Source organism: Acinetobacter beijerinckii CIP 110307 (assembly GCF_000369005.1).
In the GTDB taxonomy this organism is placed as follows: Bacteria; Pseudomonadota; Gammaproteobacteria; order Pseudomonadales; family Moraxellaceae; genus Acinetobacter; species Acinetobacter beijerinckii.
In genome coordinates this window covers 51265-72479 of record NZ_KB849764.1, presented here as the reverse complement: position 1 = coordinate 72479, position 21215 = coordinate 51265, and the positions used below count along the sequence as shown (strand labels likewise).

Annotated in this window: 17 protein-coding genes; 6 read left to right on the top strand and 11 right to left on the bottom strand. The window is 37.8% G+C overall.

Annotated features, from left to right (window positions below; all coding sequences use genetic code 11):
- Positions 1-6: 6 nt before the first annotated feature.
- Positions 7-1032, bottom strand: coding sequence for a tRNA dihydrouridine synthase DusB (dusB, locus tag F933_RS01980; protein ID WP_005058069.1), 1026 nt, complete (start codon positions 1030-1032; stop codon positions 7-9).
- A gap of 82 nt (positions 1033-1114) precedes the next feature.
- Here dusB and F933_RS01975 point away from each other — a divergent pair, with 82 nt between their 5' ends.
- Together F933_RS01975 and F933_RS01970 are read left to right on the top strand one after the other, a co-directional pair.
- A complete protein-coding gene (locus tag F933_RS01975; protein WP_005058067.1) occupies positions 1115-2323 on the top strand; it encodes a DUF1615 domain-containing protein in 1209 nt (402 codons plus the stop codon).
- A complete protein-coding gene (locus tag F933_RS01970) occupies positions 2290-2943 on the top strand; it encodes an HAD-IB family hydrolase (protein WP_005058064.1) in 654 nt (217 codons plus the stop codon). Before F933_RS01975 ends, F933_RS01970 begins: the two co-directional genes overlap by 34 nt.
- Before the next feature lie 52 nt (positions 2944-2995).
- Here F933_RS01970 and F933_RS01965 read toward each other — a convergent pair whose 3' ends face one another.
- The 6 genes from F933_RS01965 to F933_RS01940 all read right to left on the bottom strand — a co-directional run bounded on the left by F933_RS01965 (position 2996) and on the right by F933_RS01940 (position 13108).
- Positions 2996-4240 (bottom strand): NADH:flavin oxidoreductase/NADH oxidase family protein, encoded by a 1245-nt coding sequence (locus F933_RS01965; protein ID WP_005058062.1) that lies wholly within the window; start codon positions 4238-4240, stop codon positions 2996-2998.
- A 111-nt stretch (positions 4241-4351) separates the two neighbouring features.
- Entirely contained in the window at positions 4352-5938 is a 1587-nt protein-coding gene (locus F933_RS01960; RefSeq protein ID WP_005058060.1) for a dipeptide ABC transporter ATP-binding protein, read from the bottom strand.
- The gene (locus F933_RS01955; protein WP_034710325.1) at positions 5913-6923 is read right to left on the bottom strand and encodes an ABC transporter permease; all 1011 of its coding nucleotides are present in this window, start codon (positions 6921-6923) and stop codon (positions 5913-5915) included. The genes F933_RS01960 and F933_RS01955 overlap by 26 nt, the downstream gene beginning before the upstream one ends.
- Complete coding sequence (yejB, locus tag F933_RS01950) at positions 6923-7993, bottom strand: microcin C ABC transporter permease YejB (RefSeq protein ID WP_005058057.1); 1071 nt, start codon at positions 7991-7993, stop codon at positions 6923-6925. The genes F933_RS01955 and yejB overlap by 1 nt, the downstream gene beginning before the upstream one ends.
- Positions 7994-8008: 15 nt before the next feature.
- Entirely contained in the window at positions 8009-9859 is a 1851-nt protein-coding gene (locus F933_RS01945) for an extracellular solute-binding protein (RefSeq protein WP_005058055.1), read from the bottom strand.
- 6 nt (positions 9860-9865) lie between these two features.
- Positions 9866-13108: a LysM peptidoglycan-binding domain-containing protein gene (locus F933_RS01940; protein WP_005058052.1), complete on the bottom strand. Its 3243-nt coding sequence runs from the start codon at positions 13106-13108 to the stop codon at positions 9866-9868.
- Positions 13109-13370: 262 nt separating this feature from the next.
- Between F933_RS01940 and dnaQ the strand changes: the two genes are divergently transcribed.
- The 3 genes from dnaQ to nudC all read left to right on the top strand — a co-directional run bounded on the left by dnaQ (position 13371) and on the right by nudC (position 17255).
- Positions 13371-14720: a DNA polymerase III subunit epsilon gene (gene dnaQ / locus F933_RS01935; RefSeq protein ID WP_005058050.1), complete on the top strand. Its 1350-nt coding sequence runs from the start codon at positions 13371-13373 to the stop codon at positions 14718-14720.
- Between the two features lie 127 nt (positions 14721-14847).
- A complete protein-coding gene (locus F933_RS01930; protein WP_005058048.1) occupies positions 14848-16497 on the top strand; it encodes a hypothetical protein in 1650 nt (549 codons plus the stop codon).
- The gene (gene nudC, locus F933_RS01925; RefSeq protein WP_005058046.1) at positions 16497-17255 is read left to right on the top strand and encodes an NAD(+) diphosphatase; all 759 of its coding nucleotides are present in this window, start codon (positions 16497-16499) and stop codon (positions 17253-17255) included. Before F933_RS01930 ends, nudC begins: the two co-directional genes overlap by 1 nt.
- A gap of 19 nt (positions 17256-17274) precedes the next feature.
- Here nudC and F933_RS01920 read toward each other — a convergent pair whose 3' ends face one another.
- The 4 genes from F933_RS01920 to F933_RS01905 form a co-directional block, all read right to left on the bottom strand.
- Positions 17275-18147: an alpha/beta hydrolase gene (locus tag F933_RS01920; RefSeq protein WP_005058044.1), complete on the bottom strand. Its 873-nt coding sequence runs from the start codon at positions 18145-18147 to the stop codon at positions 17275-17277.
- Positions 18148-18150: 3 nt separating this feature from the next.
- The gene (locus F933_RS01915) at positions 18151-18861 is read right to left on the bottom strand and encodes a BON domain-containing protein (protein WP_005058041.1); all 711 of its coding nucleotides are present in this window, start codon (positions 18859-18861) and stop codon (positions 18151-18153) included.
- Between the two features lie 69 nt (positions 18862-18930).
- Complete coding sequence (locus tag F933_RS01910; protein ID WP_005058039.1) at positions 18931-19335, bottom strand: YraN family protein; 405 nt, start codon at positions 19333-19335, stop codon at positions 18931-18933.
- 13 nt (positions 19336-19348) lie between these two features.
- The gene (locus F933_RS01905) at positions 19349-20278 is read right to left on the bottom strand and encodes a penicillin-binding protein activator (RefSeq protein ID WP_005058037.1); all 930 of its coding nucleotides are present in this window, start codon (positions 20276-20278) and stop codon (positions 19349-19351) included.
- A 16-nt stretch (positions 20279-20294) separates the two neighbouring features.
- Between F933_RS01905 and rsmI the strand changes: the two genes are divergently transcribed.
- The gene (gene rsmI, locus F933_RS01900) at positions 20295-21134 is read left to right on the top strand and encodes a 16S rRNA (cytidine(1402)-2'-O)-methyltransferase (protein WP_005058036.1); all 840 of its coding nucleotides are present in this window, start codon (positions 20295-20297) and stop codon (positions 21132-21134) included.
- Positions 21135-21215: the final 81 nt, after the last annotated feature.

Sequence of the window (21215 nt, the reverse complement as noted above, 5' to 3'; positions counted from 1 at the left end):
TTAAAATTATTTAATTTCTAATAAATTGATTTGTTCTACTTGCACATCGCTCATACGCTGTCCTAAATCAAGCAACTGCTCAAAATAAGCCTCTACAACCCTTGCCTGATCGACAGTGCTTTCGACCTTATACATATTTTGACGAAACTCATTGCTTGAACGTAAACCTTTGGTATACCAAGCGATATGTTTACGTGCAATTCGACACCCCGAATATTCACCATAAAATTGATACAATTCTGCCAAGTGTCCTAAGAGTACGTCTTTTACTTCTTGAATATCAGGAGCAGGCAAATGTTCACCTGTTTTTAAGTAATGTGCTATTTCTCGAAAAATCCATGGACGACCTTGAGCAGCACGACCAATCATGATGGCATCTGCCCCTGTATAATCTAATACATATTTGGCTTTCTCTGGACTATCAATATCGCCATTCGCAATCAAAGGAATATCAATCAATTCTTTAACCTGTTTAATCAGATCATAGCGTGCTGTATTCAAGTACATATCTTCACGAGTACGACCATGCAACGCCAAGGCAGCGATTCCCGATTCTTCCGCACGCTTTGCCACACGTAAAATATTTTCATGTCCATTTAAAAAACCCAATCGAGTTTTCAAAGTCACTGGCACATCAACCGCAGCTACCACGGCATCTAAAATCCGTGCAACTAAATCTTCATCTTGTAATAATGCTGAACCCGCAAGTTTATTGCATACTTTTTTGGCTGGGCAGCCCATATTAATATCAACAATTTGTGCACCATTTGCCACTTGATAACGTGCAGCTTCAGCGAGTTGCTCAGGATCAGAACCTGCGATTTGCGCAGAAATAGGTGCAAGCTCACCATCAAAGTTAGCCCGATATAAACTCTTTTTACTCATGCGCAAAGTTTTATCAGCAGTCATCATTTCACTGACCGCATGCCCTGCACCGAAATATTTACAGAGTGTTCTAAACGGTCTATCTGTGACGCCTGCCATCGGTGCAACAATCAAATTATTTGAAAGTTGGTAGGAACCAATATACATATATTTTCTTACAAATTCTGAGCAACATAGTATACTTCATTCGCCCATTTGACTCATCTTTTTATGTGGTGTTGTCCTCACTATGAATAAAGCTTCTACAAATCCTAATTTTTTAAAATCAATCAGTATCTTGGCTACATGTCTAGCTTTGACTGCTTGTGGAGACAACGCTTGGTGGTCAAATAATAAAGAAGCCGAAATGGAATCTGAGCAAATTAAAAAGGTCATTCCTACTCGGGTAAATGACCGTCAATCTTGGGCACAAGATATTTTTGATATTATGCAAGAATTAAACATTCCGAAAACCAAACAAAATGTGTGCAGTATTGTGGCTGTTGTCGATCAGGAATCGAACTTTGTCGCAGATCCAACCGTACCAGGTCTTGGGGCAAAAGCAGTTGAAGAGATTAATACCCGCCTAAAAGAAAAATTTGAAGCGAAGTTGGGTGAAACCATTGGCGGTACAGTTGCTGGTTATTTTGAGGATGTACTCAAAAATCAGCCTTCACCAGAAGACAACTATATGAGTCAAATGCGCAGAGTCAAAACTGAGCGAGAATTAGATTTATTATATCGAGAAATTTTTGACTATATGTCAAAGCATTATCATGTAAGTGCTTTAACAGGTGCAGCAAAATTAGTTGGACAAGATATTGGCGAAAAAATGAACCCAATTACCACATTGGGATCAATGCAAGTTCATATTAATTATGCAAAAGAGCATAAACGTCAAAGTGGAAATATTGCTGAATTGCGTAATGATCTTTATACCCAGTATGGTGGTTTATACTATGGTATTCATCGCCTAATGGAATATCCTGCTGATTACGATAAAGCAATCTATCGTTTTGCGGATTATAACTCTGGCATGTACTCGAGTCGTAATGCAGCTTTTCAAACGATGTTGAATGCTTTAACTGAAACTGAGATTAGTTTGGATGGGGATTTATTACTTTATAGTAAAAATGGAGACATTAAACCGACTCAAAGCCAGACAGAGAAAGTACTCATTACGGTCTTCGCAAATAATAATATTTTGGTTACACCTCGCCAAATTCGCTCTGATCTAAAAAAAGAAAAAGAGCAAAGTTTTGAAAATACTCAGACCTATATTGCAGTACAAAAACTTTACCAAAGCAAAACTAACAAAGAGCCAATTTATGCAGTTATGCCTCAGGTCGTCATTTCAGGACCTAAATTAAGTCGTGACTACAATACCAATTGGTTTGCAAGCCGAGTAAATGGAAGATATGAAACATGCATGCAAAAAGCGAAAAGAATAAAACTATAAATCTTGCTTTATTTGACTTTGATGGAACACTTTATCCAAAAGATAGTTTTACAGGTTTCATTTTTTATACTCTATCTAAACGCCATATTGTGCGCAAAGGCTTGCAAATTCTTCCATGGATACAAGCCTATTATTTAAGTCTTTATCCTGCACATTCGATGAGACCTCGACTTTTTCAGAGCATGTTTAAAAATATTTCAGCTGATTTTGTAGACAAATTAGCTGAAGAATATGCACAGAAAATAGTGAAGAATTTAGATCCCAAATTATTCAAACAATTACAACTACATCAACAAAAAGGTGATCAAGTCGTTTTGGTATCCGCATCAGTTGATCTCTATTTAAAACCAATTTGTAATTTTCTCAATATTGAATTGATTTGTACTCAGACCGAAATTAAATCAGGCTTACTCACTGGAAATTACATTTCCGAAGATTGTAGTTGTGAACAAAAAAAAATACGTATTCAACAGCAATATAATCTAGATGATTATCAATATATCTATGCTTATGGAAATAGTGAGGAAGATTTAGAAATGCTTTCTCTTGCTGACTATCCTTATATGATGGGTACAGAAAACCCATTGCCAGCAATTATTGAAATAAAAAAGCGTGCTTAACTGAAAAATTAAAGGGCTCTATAAAGAGCCCTTTTAAACAGAGATATAAAAATTAAGCCGATTTGCGTGAATTCACACGCCCTTTTACGACTGCCTTAATATTCCCTTTTGCGTAGTTCAAAAATACGATCAAAGGCGATAATTTAGGATTTGGTTTTTTACCTTGTCCAATGGCTTTAAATTGAGCTGCATACCAAATAATTTCCATAATTGCCATTTTATCGACAAATGGAATTCCTGTTTTAATTTGATTCACTGCATAACGAACATCATTCCCAGCAATTAAACGATCTGTTAAATCCGTTTCAACTGCCAATGGACGTGCAATACCGATGAAATCACATGCACCACTTTCAAGTGCAGCATTCATACCTGCAACCGTACGGAAGCCGCCTGTTACCATTAATTTACAAGCAACGTGCTGACGAATTTTTTCAGCAAATTCTAAGAAATATGCTTCACGTGCAATAGTACTTGCTTTACGAGACTCTGCTTTTGCACCGGCCATCGCTGGTGCTTCATATGTTCCACCTGAGATCTCGATAATATCGATACCTGCTTCATCAATTGCTTTAAAGACGGTAATCACATCTTCTTCAGTGATTCCACCACGTTGGAAATCTGCGGAGTTTAATTTCACCGAAATAATGAAATTTTCAGAGGTTGCCGCACGAACAGCTTTATAAATATCGACTAAGAAACGCATGCGGTTCTCAATCGATCCACCCCATTCATCGGTACGCTTATTGGTTAATGGCGACAAAAATTGACTAATCAAATAACCATGCGCACCGTGAAGTTGTACACCTTCAAATCCAGCTTTTTCACATACTGCTGCTGCCGTAGCAAAACGCTGAATAATATCTAGGATTTCTTCATGTTTAAGTTCACGTGGTGTACCAAACATTGCTGCAAGCATAGGGCTAAAAGGAACTGCTGATGGTGCAACGGTTTCTTTATTTAAGCCTTTAGGACACTGACGACCTGGATGAGACAATTGAATCAATTGCACCATGCCATGTTTTTTACCTACTTCAGCCCATTGCTGTAATTTTTTCAAATCACGTTCAGTTTCAATCGCAACAACACCTGGTTCATTTTTAGCAGCAATATTGACCATAACGTTGCCTGTAATCGCACAACCTAAACCGCCTTTTGCCCATGCTTCATATAAACCAATATGCAATTCATTTGGCTGCCCATCGTGGTTGGCAAGTGCCTCACTCATTGCACCTTTGATAATGCGATTTTTAAATGTGGTATTACGAATTTTGATACTGTCTGCAATCTGACTCATGGTCATCCTCTGCCAAAATTAGAGCATTTACTCTAATTTAATCTGTTTATTGTTGAAGTCAAGAGATCATCCGATAAATTGACAATATCATATGTCATTTTAATTACAATGCTAATATTCACTTGCAGCAATAAGCTGACGAGTGTACTCCGCTTGTGGTTGATTAAATAACAGTTCAGTCGCCTGATATTCCAAGGCTTTCGCTTGATGCATCACTAAAACTTTCTGGCATAGGGCCTTAATGACTTGTAAGTCATGACTAATAAAAATATAACTCATACCATCTTGCTGCTGTATACGACGTAATAATTCAATCATTGCCCTTTGGGTGGTTCGATCCAAAGCAGAAGTAGGTTCATCCAAAATCAGTAACTTCGGTTTCAAAACTAAGGCTCTTGCCAATGCCACTCTTTGTCGTTGTCCACCAGAAAGCTGATGTGGATATTTATGCTTATCCTCTATAGATAATTCAACTTTTATTAATACTTCTTCAATTTCTGCATGAGCTTGATGTTTTGAAATAGACTTAAGCTCTAGACCCTCTGCAATGAGCTGTGCAACCGACATTCTAGGATTTAAACTACTAAATGGATCTTGGAAAATAATTTGAAAATCACAGCGTAATTGTCGAAGTTGTTTCTGATTAAGTTGATTCAAATCTTGTGACTGCAATTCAATCACACCTTCACTAGCAATCAATCGCGCAATTGCTAAAGCCAATGAAGATTTTCCAGAACCACTTTCTCCAACAATTCCGATCGCTTCTCCTTCAAATAACTCAAAATTGATCGACTCAGCTGCAACTTTATAAGTTTTGATTCGATTAAATAAACCCTGTTTGATGGGATATTTCACTGTGAGATTTGTGAGTTCCAATAATGTTTGCTTCGTTTCTATCACTAAAGCTTTACCAAAATCATGATTGAGCAAATTGCGTGTATAAACAGTTTTTGGGGCGATAAAAATTTCTGAAATTGTTCCCTGCTCTTCTACTTTTCCTTGGTTCAGCACTAAGACGTGATTTGCATAATGTTTAACTAAATTAAGATCATGACTGATGAAAATCATTGCCATATTTCGTTGACGCTGTAATTTTTTTAATAGTTGCAATATTTGGGTTTGCAACAACACATCAAGCGCTGTAGTTGGCTCATCTGCAATCAAAATATCGGGTTCCAAAGCCAATGCCATTGCGATCATCACCCGTTGTCTTTGCCCTCCTGAAAGCTCATGAGAATAACGCTTAAGAATTTGAGTAGCCTCTGACAAACCCACATCATGTAATAAGGTTATGATTTTTTCTTTAAGTTCTAGTTTTGAATATCCTTGTAAGACAAGACTCTCACCAACCAATCGCTCAACCGAATGTAATGGGTTTAAAGCTGTCATCGGCTCCTGAAAAATCATGGCAATTTTTTTGCCACGAATATGTTGTAACTGCTTCTGACTCAATTGGACTAAATTATGATTTTTAAATCCAACAACACCATTGATCACGAGCGTTTCTGGAAGTAAGCCAAGTAATCCTAAAACGGTTATGGTCTTACCTGAACCACTTTCGCCGACAATCGCAAGGGTTTGCTGTGGGTATAAATCAAAGTTCAAATTCTCAACTAAATATTGTCCTGTTTGCTGACGAATATTAAATTGCTGCACACTCAGTAGAGGTTGATTATCTTCTTGGGTCAAATGCTTCACGTGCAGCCTCCCCAATATAAATCAATAAAGACAAAACAATCGTCAAACTAAAGAAACCTGACAATACCAACCACGGCGCATCAAGGTTATTTTTACCTTGTAATAATAATTCACCTAAAGATGCAGCATCAGGTGGCAACCCATAACCTAAAAAATCCAAAGCAGTTAATGCAATAATATTTGCGGTCAGCATAAAGGGGATTTGTGAAAGGCTAGAACTCATCGCATTTGGTAAAATATGTTTGAACATGATTTTATAATCACGTACACCCAAAGCCTTTGCAGCGCGTACATAGTCAAAATTTCGAGCACGTAAAAACTCTGCTCGCACCACCCCAACTAATTCAGTCCAGCCAAATAACAACATAATCAGCAATAACCAATACATGCTTGGACTAAACATACTGACCAATATCATCATTATAAACAGCATGGGCAAACCACCCCATACTTCTAAAATACGCTGCCCGATAAGGTCTATCCAACCGCCATAGTAGCCCTGTATCGCTCCAACAATGATACCGATCACCGCCGAGAAGAAAGTTAAAATAAAACCAAACAATAAAGAAATACGTAGACCATAAAGAATACGAGCAAATACATCTCGACCTTGATCATCTGTCCCCAACCAATTTTGTGCGCTCGGTGGTGATGGAACAGGTACACTGAGCGATAAATTGGGTGATTCATAGGAAAAAGGAACGATTGGCGAAATCATCCATCCGTGTTTTTGAATCAATTGTTTCACAACAGGATCTTGATAATCTGTGGCCGTTTCAAAAGTACCGCCAAAAGTAGTCTCTGGATAATCCTGAATTATCGGAAAATAAAAAGATTGCTGATAACGAACCAATAGAGGCTTATCATTGGCAATCAACTCAGCCAACATTGATAAGGTAAAAATAAGCAAAAATAGAATAAAGCAACGAAATCCTAGTTTATTTTGCTTAAAACGATAAAATCGTGCACGCATCAAAGGTGACATCATTTTCCACCTCTTGATTCAAAATCAATACGTGGATCAATCATGTGATAGAGCAAATCACCAATCAGGCGTAAGATCAATCCGAACAAAGTGAATAAAAATAATGTTCCAAAAATCACGGGATAGTCACGTTGCGTGATCGCTTCAAAGCCTAGTAAACCGATGCCATCCAGATTAAAAATAATTTCAATAAAAAGATTACCCACAAAGAAAATGGCAACCAATGCTTCCGGTAAAACCGCTACGACCGTTAAGATTGCGTTACGAAATACATGTCTATACAAAACCTGATTTTCACTCAGCCCTTTTGATCGCGCTGTCAATACATAAGCTTTATTTAACTCTTCAACAAAAGAATATTTAGTCAGATAAGTAAGCGCAGCAAAACTTCCCAACACCATACTTAAGATTGGCAAAGACATATGCCACAGATAGTCTTTTATTTTTCCCAATAAACTCAATTGCTCAAAATTTTCAGATACCAAACCCTGTAAGGGAAACCATTGCAAATACGTTCCACCTGCAAAAAAAACAATCAGTAAAATAGCGAAAATAAAAGATGGAATCGAATAACTCACCGCTAGTAATAACGAAGTAGATTGATCAAACAGCAAACCATTGTTTTTGGCTTTTTTAATTCCCAATGGGATCGCAATCAAATAAATGAGAAATGTACTCCATATTCCCAAAGACAGCGTTACGGGTAATTTTTCATATACGAGTTGTGTTACAGGTTTATCTTTAAAAAAACTGGTGCCAAAATCAAGGGTTAAATAGCCTTTAAGCATCATCCAAAAACGCTCATATGCAGGGCGATCAAAACCATATTGAGCTTTAATTTTTTCAATCATCTCAGGGCTTAATCCCCGTGCACCCTGATATTGAGCCAAGCGACTCAAACTTGATTGCGCATTATTCCCCACACCTAAACCTTGCGCATTTTGAATTTGTTGAATTGCCTGCTCGACAGGTCCACCGGGCGCAATTTGCACAATAATAAAATTAATCAATAGAATGAAAAATAATGTAGGGATCATCAGTAACATTCTTTTCAGAATATAGTGAACCATGAAAAAGATCCTTGATTATTTTGATGAGTGCTTTGTCATAGATTGATCGAGTTTCTTAGCTTTCGTCGAATCGACCCACCAATATTCCCAACCGACCGAAAGTTTCGGTTTAATTTCAGGTTGCTGATAAATGTCCCAATATGCAAACCATCGTTCAGGTTTTCCATAAGTCAGAATTTGATAATAGCCCGCACGCAACAAACGATCGAGTACACGCGTATACAAAATCACTTCTTCCCGTGTTTTTGCTGCCACAATTTTCGCAATCATCTGGTCAATTGCAGGGTTCTGAATACCAGAATAATTATAATTTCCCGATTCATTTGCGGCAGTACTTCCCCAAAACTGAGCTTGCTCTTGACCAGGTGTTAAAGTCTGCGGCAATTTCAGTACCATCATATCAAAATCTTGATGGCGAATTCGTTCCATATATTGTGGCACATCAACTTGTCGAATATTAACGCGTATCCCCAATCGATTTAGATTACGTACAAATGGCATCAATTCCCTTTGAGGATTCTCTTGCTGCATTAATAATTCAAGCTGCACGGCTCTACCTTGACGGTCGTACAATTGATTATGACGAATGATATAACCTGAATCTTTTAAAATTTTCTGTGCAATCAATAAATTTTGTCGATTAAAACCTGTTGCATCAGAAATAGGATAAAGCCAATCTGCCAAAACACCTTGACGCATAATCGGACTGAGTTGTGCTAAAAAGGGTTGTAAAACTTTAAGTTCTGAGGCGCTTGGACGACCTTTTGCAGCTAAATCAGTATTGTCAAAATAACTTTGAAGTCGCCGATTCTGATTAAAGAATAAAGCCTTATTTTGCCATTCAAAATCATAGGCATATGTTAGTGCTTTGCGTAGATGAATATCATTTAATGGCGAACGGCGAATATTGAATACCAAACTTTGAATGTCGAGTGGTGTTCCTAAATGAGCTTTGTATTTTTTGATCTGCCCAGCTCGTATTGCAGGGAAATTGTATGCCGTGACCCAATTACGAATATTTTTCTCTTCATACAAATTAAATTGTCGAGATTTAAAGCCTTCAAAACTGACATCTAAATTTCGATAATATATGTATTTGAGTTGATCAAAATTATAGCGCCCCTTATTGACTGGCAAATCTTTTGCCCAATAATTTGGGTTACGTTTATAAGTAATACTGCGCCCTGCATCGACTCGATCAACAATATAAGGTCCAGAACCAACAATCGGTTGAAGCGTGACGCGGGTAAAATCTTTATTCTTCCAATCTAGTTTTGAATAAATCGGAAGGCTTGCCACAATCAACGGCATTTCAACATTATTTTTAGATTTAAAAATAAATTTGATCTGATGTTTAGATAACACCTCAGTTTTCGCTAAATCAGACAAATACATCTGAAAACCTAAATTAGCTTTGGTTTGATAAGTATCAAAAGTAAATTTTACATCTTCGGCAGTTACAGGATGACCATTATTAAAACGTGCTTTAGGATTTAAATGAAAGGTTACATCTTTCAGTTGTTTAGGATCATAACTTACCTTTTCAGCTAACAAAGGATACATCACTCTTGGTTCATTCAAGGAGCGATCCATTAGGCTATCAAATAGATAATTTACACCCTCAGTCGAACTCCCTTTTCCATTCATACTGTTTAAATTATCAAAAGTACCTAAACTGGATTGACTGAGTATTCCACCCTTTGGGGCATTTGGATTCGCATATGGCATTGCATTTAACTTGGCATACTTCGGTTGTACATGCATCGCTAAATAAGGTGTAGTTTGCATCACAGCATATGCAGAATGTGCAAAAAGGCTTAATCCATAAAATAGACTAAGCCTTTTTAATGAAATTACGAAGCTCATCGGCAATTACAAGTTTGGAACTTTAATCACATCACCAATTCGTAATTGCGTACTTGGGGTCAAATCATTCATTTCGGCAAGCGCGCTTGTTTCCAAACCATATTTACTTGCCAAACCAATTAAAGTATCACCACGCTTAACTTTATATTCAGTGACCACTTTCGGTACTGCAATCGTTTGACCGCGTTGTAAACTTGCATTTGCTTTTAGATCATTTAATTCCGCTAACTCACGCCCAGAAATTGAGAAGCGATTTGCAATACTATTTAAAGACTCACCAGCTTTAACTGTATATTGCTCTGTATTTCGATTTGATGATTTAGAGCTACTCTTACGAGTTTCAACTTTTTCAGTATCAGCTTTGGGAACATCACCCGTCAGTTTCAGCTTTTGCCCCACTCGAACACTACTATTACGAGATAAACCATTTAAAGCAGTGACATAATCCAATTGTAAATAATAACGACTAGCAATATTACTTAAAGTATCTCCAGATTTAACAGTATATACATCAGGCGCGGTTTCATCTTTATCTTTTGATTTGGTATTCGTACTTTGATTGGTTTTACTCTCTACATCACCCGTGAGTTTCAAGCGCTGACCGACACGTACTCCAGCAGTACGCTGTAGACCATTCAAATCAGCAATATAATTCACGCTTAAATCATATTTATTCGCAATTGCATTCAAGCTATCACCAGACTGAACCACATACTGCTCTGGAACTGTAGAACCTGCCGGAATTTTTAAGGTTTGACCTAAACGAACACCGCTATTCGATTTAATATTGTTCAACTCAGCTAACTCATTCAGAGTTAGCTTAGATTTGGTCGCAATACTTGATAAGGTATCCCCACGCTGAACTGTATAATTCTCAGTCTTAACCCCTATCGAGGCTGATACATTGTCATATTTCACTGATGTTTTAGTTTCAGCAACACTTTCAGTCTCAGAAATTTCGTTTAAAGGAACATTAATTTTTTGCCCAACAAACAAACTACTACTGGCAGTTAAACCTGTCGTTAAATCAGCAAGTTCCTGATTCGATAAAGCATAACGATCTGCAATTAATTTCAGATATTCGCCACGTTTAACGCTATAAGATTTGGTCGCTACTTTCTGAGATGTCGTCGTTTTAGCATCTGTTGTGCGTGTCGCACGGGTTGTATTTTTTGGCTCAATCAGTGTAAGTTTTTGCCCAACAAATAGACCGTCAGTTACAGACAAATTATTAAAATCTGCTAATTGTTTAATACTTAAATCAAAACGACCTGCCAAATTCGTAAGACTATCGCCTGATTGCACCACATAACTTTCAGGTTTCTTTTCTGCCGCTTTAGGCGCTTCAGCTTGAGGTTTAGCATCATAGAGGTACAAACTTGTACCAACGAATAAAGTTCCGTTTGGATCAATTTGATTCCATTGAGCAATATCTCGCCAGCTCACATTATTTTTTTGCGCAATAACAGCTAATGTATCTCCTGGTTGTACAACATAGGTACTACGCTTACCTTTAGGCGCAACGACAACCACATCTGTATCCGTTTTAATATATGGTTTGCCTTGGTTTCGTTTAGCATCTTCACTATTCGCCGTAGCTGTATCTTCAACTAAATTTTTTGGATAAGCGAACCCTCGCGTAACTTCTTGCCCTTTTTCATCGGCTACAGACTGACTGGTTTGAATTGCTGTTAATTTAATTTTGCCATCGAATGGATCAACAATTTCAGTACCTTTAGGTGCAATCGCTTTGATCTCAGCAACCACTTGATCTTTTTCAGCCTGTGTTGCTTGAGGTTCTAAAACTTGAGCAACTGTTTTCTTTTCACCATCTTGTTTGACAGCAGCAACAATTTGCTCACGTTCTTTCAGTGAAATAGGCGGCTCTATTTTTACAGGTTTAATATTTGCTGCTGGCGTAATGGCAACTGGAATACGTGGTGCGCTTGGTACATCAGCAGCGGCAGCAAATGAAGCAAGTGCATCAGAACCTCGAGGAGTATTTAATTTTACACCTGTAACCGAAGTTGTTGCCGATGGACGAGTCGTATTATTCGCCGTTAAAGGCGGTGGTGTTTTTACTGATGGCGTGATGGATTGACCTGTATTGGTACGAATTGTTGTTGAGGTATTCAACGTATTATTCATCGCTGGTGGAGTATTATTACTTGCCCAGAAACCACCTGAACTTGCCTTACCGCCACGTAGTTTTGCATCAATCGAAGGACTCAAATCTGCTGGGATCAAAATACGCATCGGGCTTGAAGGATCGACACTCTCACCACGATGAGCTGGGTTCAATGCATACAGTTCAGCACGACTCAAACCAGTAATTGAAGCAATCTGATTTAAATCTAAAGGTGCTGACAAAGCAACTTCACGGAAATGCGGACGGTTCGCAATTGGCGGTAATGCAACCCCATAATGACTTGGATTTTTAATAATCTGTGCAACAGCTAAAAATCGTGGCACGTAATTCATCGTTTCTTGAGGCAACTTGAGTGACCAATAATCTGTTGGTAAACCAGCAGCTCGGTTACGGTTAATTGCTTGTTGGATACGACCGGGGCCAGCGTTATAAGCTGCTAAAGCCAACTCCCAAGAACCGAATTGGTTATATAAACTACCTAAGAATTCATAAGCAGCACGAGTAGACTCAACCACATCACGACGGCCATCATACAAGCCCGTTTGCTGTAATCCATAAATACGTCCTGTACTTGGGATGAATTGCCATAAACCCGCAGCGGCTGCACTACTTGTTGCAGCAGGGTCATACGAGCTTTCAATTACAGGTAATAATGCCAATTCGGTTGGCATCCCACGACGTTCTGCTTCTTTTACAGTGTGGTATAAATAACGGCTGGCGCGCGCACTTAATCGATCTAGATAAGGTTGCCGAGAAATAAACCAACCACGTTGCGCTTCAATACGAGAGTCCCAATGGTTCAAATCCATCTTGAAACCCACGGTCATACGCTTCCACACATCACCATGTTTGAGTACTAATAAACGATCACCTTCCACAGCTCGCATATCGGTAGCGGAAAGTAAATCTTCAAGTGAATCTAAACTTCCAGCATCTAAATATCCAGAACCCACTTGCTTTGAAGTAGAAGCTTTGCTTGATTGCGGAGTTGACGAACAGCCTGTTGTAATTCCCAACGCAGCTAGAGCAGAAGTAAGTACAGTAATTTTGAATAATGATGTTGCAGATGTTTGCCACATCAATGTGCTCGATTTATACATAAAATCTTCCAGTCAACTCGCGCTAGTTTATTTCTTCGATTTGCCATTGTAGTAAAGCATGTCACTTAGACAAGGCAATAATTTAACGTGATTTGCATGGAAATGTTACAAGAAATTAAAAAATATGAGTTTTGTAACGGTTTAGCAGTCAAATTTAGATTTAGAATACAACTTATCAGATGAGGGTGATAAACTTTTAAAGTCATACACTCAAAATCTCATCTTTTTTTACTACTCAGATTCTTCATTTTTAGGTTCAATTATGTCTCAAACAATCACACTTTATGTCGATGGCGCATGTAAAGGCAATCCAGGTTTAGGTGGTTGGGGAGCATATATCATTACCGAACAAGGTGAACATAAGCTTTGTGGCGGTGAACCAGATACAACCAACAATCGAATGGAGCTTCAAGCAGCGATTGAAGGTGTTTCATTCTGTCCTATTGATGCACATCTGATTGTTTGGACTGATTCCAATTATGTAAAACAAGGGATTACAGAATGGATTCATGGTTGGAAAAAGAAAAACTGGAAAGATGTCAAAAACCCTGATCTATGGCAAAAATTAGATGCAGTCTGTGCAAATCGTAAAATTGAATGGAACTGGATCAAAGGTCATGCTGGTCACGCTGGAAATGAAATGGCTGATCAATTAGCCAACCTCGGTGTCGAACAGACTGCTCAACAATTAAAATCTTCGACACAGGCTAACGCTGACACAAAAAAGCCTGAAGCTGATTGGCTCTTGAACGATCCTTTTGGCTTAGATATTCATGATGATGTAGATGAAATGATTGAAGAAGAAATAGAACTTGAAGCAGATCTACAGCTCATTGAGTCACCAATTGAGACATTGGAAAGCAATCAAATGACTCAACATCCACACATTGTCATCACTGAAGCAAAAGTCAAACTTCAAGGTCCTCGTCAGCTTATTCTAGATACTGAAACCACTGGTTTTTACTTCCAAGATGGTGATCGTATTATTGAAGTCGGTGCGATTGAAATGATCAATCGAAAGCTTACTGGTAGTTCTATTCATATTTATATTAATCCTGAAAAACCTGTAGGTGATTCTGAGAATGTCCACGGTATCAGTGATGACTTTCTCAAAGACAAACCGAAATATGCAGAAATTGCCGATGTACTTTTTGACTATTTAAAAGGCGCTGAAATTATTGCGCATAATGCAACATTTGATATGAACTTCTTAAATATGGAGTTCAAACGTGTCGGATTAACTGCTCTTTCAGATGTATGTGAAGTGACCGATACTTTAGCACTTGCTAAAAATAAACATCCAGGTCAAAAAAACTCACTTGATGCTTTAGTGCGTCGCTATGAAATTCCAGCAAGAGATCGTACTTTTCATGGTGCCTTACTTGATGCTGAAATTTTGGCAGATGTTTATCTTGCAATGACAGGTGGGCAAGTCTCTTTTGATATGGATTCACACTCCCAATCGGAGCAAAATCAAAATAAAATGACTCGTCAACGTGTCCAAGTGGATTTACCCGTGATTCGCCCTTCAGAGCATGAGCTAAATGAACATGAGACATGGGTCAAACAATTTGAGCAAAAACATGGAAGCGCTTGCTTTTTTGCAAAATAAATTTGTTCTGCAATATAAGTTTTTGTATTTCAAGCTTTCAAAGTTAAGTTATATTAACCATTAATGATTTTAACCTCCTATGATGGGAGGTTCATGGATATAACAACTTAGGAAAGGTGTAGGTCATATGTCTTACCAAACCTCGATTCATTTCGACCCAACTGCATTATTAATAATAAAAAATGAGATCGACAATTCGATTAAATTAGTAGAGACGGCAGTTAATACGCTTGCTGAAGAACAAGCCTTACCTTTCGGTATTGATGATGCACTCAATCAATTTGAACAGTGCACTCAAGTTCTTAAATTGATTGATATGCCCCATCTCGCGCAAATCACTCAATACTCCGCTGAACTCATGCGCCAAATCATGGCTCAACCACAGCAAATTAAAACCAGTGATGTCATCGCACTGAGCGAAGGCACGACTATGCTTAAACGTTACATAGAATTTATTTGTTTACGTGAAGTAAAAGTTCCTCAATTTTTAATTGATACCTTAAATCGTTTGGAAAAAGCTCTCGGTAAACCAATCACGAAAGAAGGTCAAACGATTCAACCACTACTCGATTGTATTACACCTAGCTTTAACTTGCCGCTAGCACCAAGTTTAGAACAATCTCAATATATTCATCAGTTATATAAATTGTGTTTGAACAAACTCATCAAACAAGCTGAGACACCATTAGATTTACAAGGCATTAAATTGGTTGGCGTTTATCTAGCAGGTTTAGCGACAAACCAACCAAGCCAACAATATTGGCAACTGGTTAATGTTGGTTTAGGTCATATTGATGAGCTCTTAATCACTGAAGCACGTTTAAGAACACTAATTCAAATTGAAACTAATATTGGCAAATTCCTAAATCAACCAGCTACGTTCCAAAGTAATATTGCCGATCTTGCAGATATTTTAAGTATTTGTATTAGCCAAGAAGATGACTTATCCCAACATATTCGTGAACAACTAAATATAGGTGATGAGCTTCTCAGTGACACTCAACTTCAAGTTTTAAGTCGTCACTTGTACGGTCCAGATTATGAAACAGTACATACGATTAGCCAGTTAATGACGGATGAAATGGCTCAAATTCGTAATGAAATTGAGTACAACCATCAAAATATGTCGGCTGAAAAAACGCAAGAATTACAGCAAAAATTGAATCAACTTGCGAATGTATTTAAAGTATTAAATCTAAATGAAGCAGCGAAAGAATTAGATCAGCAAGCTGAAAAGCTGAGCCAACCGAATACACTAACGGATGCAACATCGATTCAGCAGTTAATGAACAGTATTTTAGCGTCTATGAATTCTATTGGAATTTTAGAGCGTAATTATACCTCTAGTCGTTTACAACTACGTGTAAACAATATGCAAATTTCTCTAGATCGATTAGATGAAGCGCACAAAGCATTGATTGTTGAAACAAAAACGCTAATTGATACGTTAACGCAAACACTTAGTTTATATGCTCAAGACCCGACTGCACATAACTTAGAAGCCTTGCCTGTTTATCTGAATGAATTATCGGGTGCAGCTTTATTCTTAGGCAGTTCTACACAACAAACTGCACTATTAGGCGCTGCTCATTTTGCTCAATATCGCTTAAGTCAAAATGAAAGTTTCGATGCTGAACATGTGAATTGTATTCTAAATGTTGTCGCTGGTTTAGATTTACTCGTAGATAACTTAAAGAATAAACAGCCAGTGTTGCAATCTATGTTTGATGTGGCATTATCAAGCAGTCAACGATTACAAATTACTGCGGCTGCATAATGACTCAACTATCACTTGCTTATATTTTTCAACATCAAAAACTGTTAGTCGATCAAAATTTAGAACTACCAAAAGTTGAAAAGTTAGCAAGTGATTTACCCATACATCACAATGATCAAGTCATTGCTCGTGATCTCCTCGATGATGAAATCATTCCTGAAGGCTATCAACTTGTACCAATTCGGGAACTGATTCAGTCATGGCCTACGACAGCGTTTCTTCAAGCGAGTCGTGCCGTTCAACTTCTTGAGTGGCGACGTAACCATAAGTTTTGCAGTCATTGCGGACATCACACCGAAATTCATCCCAAAGAATATGCAATGGTTTGCCCTGCCTGCGGGTATCATCAATATCCCCGCGTACAGCCCTGCGTGATTACCATTATCACCAAAGGTAAGGATGAGGTGCTGTTAGCAAAATCAGCACACAAGCATTATGGCAATATGTACGGACTGATTGCAGGATTTGTTGAGGTTGGTGAAACTCTTGAGGAAGCTGTACAACGTGAAACACTTGAAGAAGTTGGGCTAAAACTAAAAAATATTCGCTACATGTCAAGCCAACCGTGGCCATTTCCAAGTAATTTAATGATCGCGTTTCATGCAGAATACGATTCTGGTGAGATTGAACTACAGATTGAAGAAATCAGTGATGCTCAATTTTTTAAATTTGACCAACTACCAGAGATTCCATTCAAAGGGAGTATCGCTCACGCCATGATTAATGAAATCATTGAGAGTAATGAAAAGGCATCTTAAAAGATGCCTTTTCATTTATTTAACCTTCTAATGCTTCATCTAAGAAATGCATAATCGTTCGTTTGGTTTTGAAGTAGTGACTGGCAAAACTTGCTAAAGTCGCAATAATCGTTAAATGTCCAGTTTTGGGAATAACTGCAATATGACTATGGTTGCCCTTTTCCCTTAATGCACGGTCAAGGTCAAAGCTATTGTGACTACCGACCAATTGGTCGTTTTCAGCCATGAGCAAATAGTGTTTGATCTGATTAGAATTAATAAAATAATAAGGCATTACATCTTGATATGAAACTTTCAAATCAAACGCATGCTCAGCCAGTGGATCACCTTTATAATCAAAGTGATAAGGACCTGCTAAACCAATAATTGCCTTAATTTTATCTTTATATTTGAATCCTTGCGATTGTGGTGAATAAACCACAGACATCACATTAAATGCACCCGCAGAATGCCCCATCAGGATTATATTCTCAGTTGAAATATTGAGCTTGCTTTGATTTTGAGTTAAATAATGAATCGCCTGAGCAATATCATCAATAAATGCGGGAAATATGTGTTCTGGCGCAAGATGGTAATTGATTACTGCAACATCATATCCTTCTCGAGCGAATGTTTCCCCCAAAAATATATAATCTCGTTTATTGCCGTGTTGCCAAGAACCGCCATGAACAAAAACAATTAATGGTCTTTGCTTTTTCGGATTTTTTGTTCGGTATAAGTCCAAACGTTGTCTAGCTTTTAAGCCATAAGCAAGATGCTCGTCTTTCTCAAACGTATCTTTTGGTGTGAGATAGTTCATCGAATAACTTGCTAAATCATAAAGGCGAAAATCCTGATAAAAGTTTTTCGCCCGTATAACATTTTGTTGTACTTGTTGAATAAGTTGCTTCATAAATTAAGGTGTAGTCGGTGTTATGGTCGCAGGTTCAACCTGATCAGGATCAATTGCCACAGGCGTTTCAACTAAAGGTTGCGCCGTTGCCGTTCCCACCATTGGCGTTGCAGCAGTTGAACTTGCTATTGTTCCTGAAGGCTGGTCAATATTATCAATCAGAGTGACAATTTTACTCACATTACCCACTTTTTGTAAGACATCATCTAAATCTCTCTGTTCAGCACTATTTAGACGCCCCATCACATAAAGCACACCATTTTCAGTATGCACAAGAACTTTACTATCTGAAACTACAGGCGCACGCATGAGCAAACCACGTGTATTAGCAGTTACAGTTGAATCTTGCATAATTGTGTTATAACCAACTTTATCCCCGACAGTGATATAATTATGCACTGCTTTAACGTCAGTCATAGCGCGTAAATTATCTTCTGCCAGTTGCTTTAAATACGGATCAGGTACTTGCCCAGTTAATAAAACATTACTATGAAAACTTTCAATATTGATGCGTGATTGTTTGAAACGATGATCTAATTTATACAAATTAATGTTCGCAGTTCTTTTAATTGAAGAATCAATAAAAACCTGCCCTAAACTACGCTCACCGCTCTCTTTACCTACAGGCGAACTACCTGTACCACCAGAAATAAAACTCGCACATCCCGATAAACTTGCAGCGCAAATTAACGTAATCGTTAAACGTTTTAACACTTGGCAAGACTCCCTATCTACAAACTTGTTAAATCTTCGGCATTTATCTAAAAAAGCTCAAACTATCATTCAGTCTAAAGTAAACGCATGCTCTATCCATTGCTGATCATACTGCAATTTTGAAAAATCTGGTTGTACTGTTTTTGCAATTTTCTGTGGAAAATCAAAACAAATCACATCAAAACGACAATCAAAATCACCATATTGTGGATTTTTTTGTAAAAATAATTGAGCAGTTTTAATGATTTTACGTTGTTGAGCCTGAGATATGACCTCACAAGATTCCGCGTAACTTCCCGCAGTTCTTGCTTTTACTTCAACAAAGATCAACTCCTTTCCTTTTGCTACGATTAAATCTATTTCACCATACCTCGAATGATAGTTTTTACTTACATAATGATATTGTTGTGTTTGTAAAAAAACTAAAGCTGTGAGCTCAGCCCACTCACCTAGCTTTTGTCTGTGAAGCTCCATCTTGGCTAGATTCTCATTTTAAAAGTTGGATGCCATGTTTTTGTTGTTGATAACAATACGGTTGCCGATCAATTTTGCCATGATTGACATAGATTGCCCCCGTTCGTCCTTCAAATGAAAACTCAGGTTGTGAAGTATTTAAAAATTGTTGACTGATTGTCCATGCGTCACCACCAAATGCGAGGAGTCGTTGAAATGCCATATTCTCTGGTTGTTCTTTATAAGCTTTAATTACGTCATTCCACTGCCCGTTATATAATGCAGGCGTATCACAAAAACTTAATCCAAGCGGAATAGTTTTCCCTTGTTCAATACTGATCGGGGTAGCATAAATATTCTTTTCAGGTAATGATCCTAATTGTTCTAACCATTGATGGCTTCCGAGTAGTAACAACCCCTCTTTTTTGGATATTTTTTTAGGTAGTTCATTGACAAAATGAAGTCCAGAACCAAATTCACTAGCTACTGACATGAGCAACAGTTCGGTAGCTGATTCGACTCCTGACTCACGAAAAACCATTAATTTTTTTATTTTATCTTTCTTCAGTAATTGATTTAACGCCACCGCATCCTGTTGCTTTGAGAGACTAAATTGCCAAACATTATTCGATTGCTGATTTAAATCATTTAATGCAAGAACAGGAATCACAGGATTTAACTGCATAACGGCTTCTATTTCTGACCTCACCAAAGGTCCGACAATTAATTTCGTCTTACTATTCAATTTCTTTTTAAAAATTGTATCTATGCTATTTTTTGCCGAATCTACAAAAATGATTTTTTCTTTACTACCAGATGCTGTATAAGCACTCAAGAAACCGCGTTTGATACTCTGACCTGCTCGCGCCATTGCACCAGATTCAGGTAGAATCACCAATACGTCCGCATAAGCTGGACTCATTATTGCTGCCAAACTAAAAAGCAGCCAAATTTTTTTATACATGAGGGAGTTACCTTTTATGAGTGCTCAATTATTTGTTGTAGCAACCCCGATTGGGCACTTAGATGACATGACCTTTCGTGCAATTGATATTTTAAAGTCTGTATCGGTGGTTGCAGCAGAAGATACTCGTCAATCTGCTCAATTATTCAAACACTATAATATCTCAACTCCGCTTACAGCGTGTCATGATCACAATGAAAGTAACAAAATTGATCAACTTATACAAAGAATGTTAAAAGGTGAAAGTATTGCTTTAATCAGTGATGCTGGTACGCCTCTCATTAGCGACCCAGGTTTTAAACTGGTTCGCGCTGCACAAGAACAAGGAATTCGTGTCATACCTTTACCCGGTGCATGTGCCGCAATCGCAGCATTGAGTGCCGTTGGACTACCGAGTGATCGCTTTAGTTTTGAAGGTTTTTTACCATCTAAATCATCACAACGCATTAGCCAACTTGAAAAATTAAAAGATGAAACTCAAACGTTAATTTTTTATGAAGCACCACACCGTATTTTAGAAAGTATTAAAAATATGGCTGAAGTGTTTGGTGAAGATCGCCCTGTTGGTTTTGCACGTGAAATTACCAAGACTTTTGAAACGATCAAAAAAATGACTTTAAAAGATTTAGTTACTTTTATTGAAAATGATCATAATCAACAAAAAGGTGAAATTGTGGTTATTGTCGGTGGTGCGACAGCTGAAAAAGACTTGGAACAAGAAAAATTAGATCATTTATTGAAACGTTTACTACAAGATTTGTCGGTCAAAGCCGCGTCTCAATTAGCAGCAGATTTAACTGGTATTAAGAAAAAAATCGCATATCAACGCGCTTTGGAATTAACCCAAGCCGAATAACGAGCAAGATGCAAGGCAATTAATTTTGGATATATTGCCTTGCAAATAATTAACAACGTGAATAGTTGCAACCTATCATTT

What these genes read in the sequence shown, in the direction of transcription:
- F933_RS01920 (WP_005058044.1), bottom strand. Translation starts at nt 18,147, where the DNA reads ATGAAGCAACTTATTCAACAAGTACAACAAAATGTTATACGGGCGAAA.
- F933_RS01970 (WP_005058064.1), top strand. Translation starts at nt 2,290, where the DNA reads ATGCATGCAAAAAGCGAAAAGAATAAAACTATAAATCTTGCTTTATTT.
- F933_RS01945 (WP_005058055.1), bottom strand. Translation starts at nt 9,859, where the DNA reads ATGAGCTTCGTAATTTCATTAAAAAGGCTTAGTCTATTTTATGGATTA.
- dusB (WP_005058069.1), bottom strand. Translation starts at nt 1,032, where the DNA reads ATGTATATTGGTTCCTACCAACTTTCAAATAATTTGATTGTTGCACCG.
- rsmI (WP_005058036.1), top strand. Translation starts at nt 20,295, where the DNA reads ATGAGTGCTCAATTATTTGTTGTAGCAACCCCGATTGGGCACTTAGAT.
- F933_RS01930 (WP_005058048.1), top strand. Translation starts at nt 14,848, where the DNA reads ATGTCTTACCAAACCTCGATTCATTTCGACCCAACTGCATTATTAATA.
- yejB (WP_005058057.1), bottom strand. Translation starts at nt 7,993, where the DNA reads ATGGTTCACTATATTCTGAAAAGAATGTTACTGATGATCCCTACATTA.
- F933_RS01955 (WP_034710325.1), bottom strand. Translation starts at nt 6,923, where the DNA reads ATGTCACCTTTGATGCGTGCACGATTTTATCGTTTTAAGCAAAATAAA.
- F933_RS01940 (WP_005058052.1), bottom strand. Translation starts at nt 13,108, where the DNA reads ATGTATAAATCGAGCACATTGATGTGGCAAACATCTGCAACATCATTA.
- dnaQ (WP_005058050.1), top strand. Translation starts at nt 13,371, where the DNA reads ATGTCTCAAACAATCACACTTTATGTCGATGGCGCATGTAAAGGCAAT.
- F933_RS01975 (WP_005058067.1), top strand. Translation starts at nt 1,115, where the DNA reads ATGAATAAAGCTTCTACAAATCCTAATTTTTTAAAATCAATCAGTATC.
- nudC (WP_005058046.1), top strand. Translation starts at nt 16,497, where the DNA reads ATGACTCAACTATCACTTGCTTATATTTTTCAACATCAAAAACTGTTA.
- F933_RS01965 (WP_005058062.1), bottom strand. Translation starts at nt 4,240, where the DNA reads ATGAGTCAGATTGCAGACAGTATCAAAATTCGTAATACCACATTTAAA.
- F933_RS01910 (WP_005058039.1), bottom strand. Translation starts at nt 19,335, where the DNA reads ATGGAGCTTCACAGACAAAAGCTAGGTGAGTGGGCTGAGCTCACAGCT.
- F933_RS01905 (WP_005058037.1), bottom strand. Translation starts at nt 20,278, where the DNA reads ATGTATAAAAAAATTTGGCTGCTTTTTAGTTTGGCAGCAATAATGAGT.